Source organism: Dietzia sp. B19 (genome assembly GCF_014145155.1).
In the GTDB taxonomy this organism is placed as follows: Bacteria; Actinomycetota; Actinomycetes; order Mycobacteriales; family Mycobacteriaceae; genus Dietzia; species Dietzia natronolimnaea.
Map to the genome: position 1 here is coordinate 1 of NZ_JAALED010000116.1, position 4,433 is coordinate 4,433.

3 protein-coding genes are annotated in these 4,433 nt (G+C 71.6%); all 3 read right to left on the reverse strand.

The window, feature by feature from the left end; all coding sequences use genetic code 11:
• Positions 1 to 590: FAD-dependent oxidoreductase (locus G6020_RS04540; protein ID WP_182609818.1), on the reverse strand; the 590-nt coding region annotated here is incomplete at its 3' end.
• Entirely contained in the window at positions 590 to 2,704 is a 2,115-nt protein-coding gene (locus G6020_RS04545) for a molybdopterin oxidoreductase family protein (protein ID WP_182609819.1), read from the reverse strand. The genes G6020_RS04545 and G6020_RS04540, both read right to left, overlap by 1 nt.
• 35 nt (positions 2,705 to 2,739) lie before the next feature.
• Positions 2,740 to 4,152: a nitrate/nitrite transporter gene (locus G6020_RS04550; RefSeq protein ID WP_179524648.1), complete on the reverse strand. Its 1,413-nt coding sequence runs from the start codon at positions 4,150 to 4,152 to the stop codon at positions 2,740 to 2,742.
• Positions 4,153 to 4,433 lie beyond the last annotated feature (281 nt).

Consider the following 4,433-nt stretch of genomic DNA (forward strand, 5'->3'; position numbering starts at 1 on the left):
CCGCCGCCGGAGTCCAGGTGGGAGTCCATCGGCCAGGCCCGGGGGTGGACGACGACGACGTCGCGGCCCGACCGCGCCAGTGCGCAGGCCACCTCGAGACCGATGAAGCCGCCGCCCACCAGGGCGACCCGACCGGGGTGTTCCTCGAGGTGGGCGGTGAGTCCCCGGCAGTCCGAGGCGTCGCGGAGCGGGAACACTCCCGCGGCGAGCGCCCCGTCCGGTCCACGGACCCCGTCGATCGGCGGGATGGTGGCCTCGGAGCCGGTCGCCAGCACCAGGTGGTCGTAGGGGACGCGCTCGCCGTCGGCGAGCTCGACCTCCCGGGCCACCCGGTCTATCCCCTGCACCGAGGCGGACGTGCGCATCTCGATGTGGTTGCGGTCCCACCACCCGGTGGGCTTGAGCCGGGTGGCTCCCGGGTCCCCCATCCCCCCGGCCACCACGTGCGAGAGCATGATCCGGTTGTACGGCGCCTCGGGTTCGGCGCCGAGGACGGTCACCGACATCGTCTCGGGATCCGGTTCGGCGCGCCGCAGCTCCTCGGCGAGCCGGGCACCGGACATCCCCGCCCCCACCACCACCACCCGCATCACGCGGCCTCCAACCGGACCGCGCACGCCTTGAACTGCGGCATGCGGCTGTAGGGGTCGAGTTCGGGCAGGGTCACCAGGTTCGCGCGGGCGGCCCCGGAGTAGTGGAACGGCAGGAACAGGGTGTCGGTCCGCATGTCCTCGTCGCACCGCACGAGCGCTTCGACCGCCCCGCGGCGGGACACCACCCGGGCGCGTCCGCCGTCGTCGAGCCCCACGGCCCGCGCGACGACCGGGTGCACCTGGACCCACATCTCGGGGTCGGCCGAGAGCAGCTCCGGCACCCGCCGCGTCTGGGCACCGGACTGGTAGTGCGAGAGCACGCGTCCGGTGGTGCCCAGCAGCGGGTAGTCCGCGCAGGTGTCCTCCGCGGGTGGGTCCACGGCGGCCACGGCGAAGCGGGCCCGGCCGTCCTCGGTGGCGAAACGGTCGAGGAACATGCGAGGTGTCCCGGCCGGGGTGTCGGCGCCGCACGGCCAGAACAGTGCCTCTCCGGCGTCGAGGCGGTCCCAGTCCATGGCCGAGTAGTCCGCCTTGCCCCCGGCGGAGGCGCGCGCCAACTCGTCGAACACCACCCGCGGGTCGGTCGGGAACCGATCAGGCCGCCGCCCGAGTCGGCGTGCGAGCTCGTTCCAGATCCACAGTTCGTCGCGGGCGCCCTCCGGCGGGGTGACCGAGCGGCGTCGACGCAGCACCCGGCCCTCGAGGTTGGTCAGCGTGCCCTCCTCCTCGGCCCACTGCGGGACCGGGAGGACGACGTCGGCGAGTTCGGCGGTCTCGGAGAGGACGAAGTCGGCCACCACGAGGGTGTCCAGCGATCGGAGCCGGGACGTGACCCGGTCGGCGTCGGGCGCGGAGACCACGGGGTTCGAGGCGTGGAGCAGCATCGCCGTGGGACCACCGGGCTGCCCGAGCGCGTCCAGGAGCTCGAAGGCCGAGAGCCCGGGCCCGGGGATCTCCTCGGGCTCCACGCCCCAGACCGCGGCGACGTGCGCGCGGGCGGCCGGATCGGTGATCATCCGGTAGCCGGGGAGTTGATCGGCCTTCTGCCCGTGCTCCCGGCCTCCCTGCCCGTTCCCCTGGCCGGTGAGGGTGCCGTAGCCCGTGCCGGTCCGGCCCGGCAGGCCCAGTGCCAGCGCGAGGGCGATCACGGCTCCGACGGTGTCGGTCCCCCGTGAGTGTTGTTCGGCACCGCGGGCGGTGAGGACGTAGGCTCCGGTGCCCGCGTCACGAGAGCCCGCCAGCAGTTCCACCGTGCGTTCGAGTTGGTCGGCCGAGACACCGGTGACGCGTTCGGTGCGCTCGGGCATCCAGTCCGCCGCGATCGCCCACGCGTCCTCGAAACCCGACGTCCGGGCGGAGACGTACTCGGTGTCCAGGTGTCCGCCCACCACGGCGACGTGCAGGAGCCCCAGGGCCAGCGCCGCATCCGTGCCGGGCCGCAGCCTCAGATGGATCCCACCGCCGTCGACGGCCCGGTGCGCGGTCGCGCTGAGGCGCGGGTCCGCCACCACCATGCCGCCGGCCGCCGCGGCCGTGTCGAGGTGCTGGACGAACGGGGGCATGGTGTCGGCGGGGTTGGCACCGATGAGCAGCACCGCCCGGGCGTCGTCGAGGTCGGTCACGGGGAACGGCAACCCCCGGTCCAGCCCGAAACTCCGGTTCGCCCCGGCCGCCGCACTCGACATGCACCAGCGGCCGTTGTAGTCCACGAGTCTGCTCCCCAGCGCGAGGCGGGTGAACTTGCCCAGTGTGTAGGCCTTCTCGTTGGTCAGGCCACCCCCGCCGAAGACCGCCACGGCGTCGGGGCCTCCCGAGGCCTGCGCCCGCCGGATGCCGTCGGTGACCCGGGTCAACGCGGTGTCCCAGTCGGTCGGCCGCAGGTGCCCGTCCACCCGGATCAGCGGCGTGGTGAGCCGATCCGGGTGGTCGAGCAACCCTGCCGACGTCCACCCCTTCCGGCACAACCCGCCCCTGTTGGTGGGGAACTGCTCCGGGGTGATCGTCGCCGGTCCGTCACCGGCGGACGGCGTCACCGACATCGCGCACTGGAGTGCGCAGTACGGGCAGTGGGTGTGTGTCGGCGGGCCGGTCGTCGTCAACGCGTGCACCATGTGTCCTCTTCGTCTCGATCGTCGACCGAGGCCGGTCAGGCCTCGGCGCCCACGGGGACCCGGGGCTCGGTGGGTGCCGCGGCGACCGCGTCGACCCCGGCGGAGGCCCGCATGTAGACGACGCGCGTGACGATCGCCGCCACCACGTAGAACACCATGAACACGAGGAACGCCGACGTGGCCGCACCGGAAGACTGGTAGGAGGTGCGCAGGGTCATGTTGATGAGGAAGCCGCCGAAGGCCCCGACCGCGCCGGCGACCCCGATGAGCGCCCCGGCGTGGGCCCGCGACCAGGACGTCCGAGCGGCCTCGTCCAGTCCGAGTGTGTGGCTGCGCGCCTCGAAGACCGACGGGATCATCTTGTACACCGAGGCGTTGCCCACCCCGGTGAGCCCGAAGAGCGTGAGGAAGGCGGCGAAGAACAGGACGAGGGCGCCACCGGCGAGCCGGCCGTCGTTCGACGCCTGGATGTTCGAGGTCACCACGAGCGCGACGGTGGTGACCGCCATCCCGCAGAAGGTCACGAAGGTCACCCGGGCTCCCCCGAAACGGTCGGAGATCCGTCCACCGGCCATGCGGGTGAGTGAGCCCAGCAGTGGTCCGAGGAAGGTGATCTGTGCCGCGTGCAGGGCCGCCTGGGCCGGCTCCTGGCCGTTGCCGGTGAAGGTCATGGTGAGCATCTGACCGAACGCGAAGGCGAATCCGATGAAGGATCCGAAGGTGCCGATGTACAGCAGCGACAACACCCATCCGTCCTTGTCGCGGGCCATGTCCTTCATGCTCTGCACATCCACCGTCTGGTGCGCGAGGTTGTCCATCTTCAGCGCGGCGCCGATCCCCGCGACGACGAGCAGGACGATGTAGACGCCGATCACCCAGTGCGGTGACCGGTTGCCGGCCAGTGCGATCACGATGAGCCCCACGACCTGGATCGTGGCCACGCCCAGGTTGCCCCCACCCGCGTTGAGGCCGAGGGCCCAGCCCTTCTCCCGCTGGGGGAAGAAGGCGTTGATGTTGGTCATGGACGACGCGAAGTTGGCGCCGCCGAGTCCGGCGATCGCGCCCACGACGAGGTACATCCAGAGCGGTTGGCCCGGGTTCGCCATGATCCACAGCATCCCGACCGCGGGGATGAGCAGGACGAAGGCCGAGAACATGGTCCAGTTGCGTCCGCCGAAGGTGGCGGTCGCGAGCGTGTACGGGATGCGCAGGAAGGCGCCGGTCAGCGTGACCACCGCGGAGACGAGGAACTTGTCGGGTGCGTCCAGTCCGTAGACGTCCTGGGGCATGAACAACACCATGACGGCGAACAGGGTCCACACGGAGAACCCGACGTGCTCGGCGAAGACCGACCAGTAGAGGTTGCGCATGGCGGTCTTCCTGCCGCCCGACTTCCACTGCGCGTCGTCCTCCGGATCCCAGTTCTCTATGACATGTGAGCGCGACATGAGGTCGACCCCCTCTCTCTCGTGAAGTGGACACCCCCTCGGTGTCCTTGCGAACTGACCGTATGCACGCCCTGTTTCCCCGGCGCTACCCGGTATGACGTGATGGTCACGGTGTCCTCACGCCGGACGCAACCCGCCGTGAGGGGTCTGCCACCGTGGTGGACTGGGGTCATGTCACCCCGGTTCACACCCCGCGCCCTCGGCGCCGTCGTCACCGCCGCCGCCCTCGCCACGGGCCTCGCGCCCGCGGCATCCGCCCAGCCCACCGAGGCGTGGCGGGA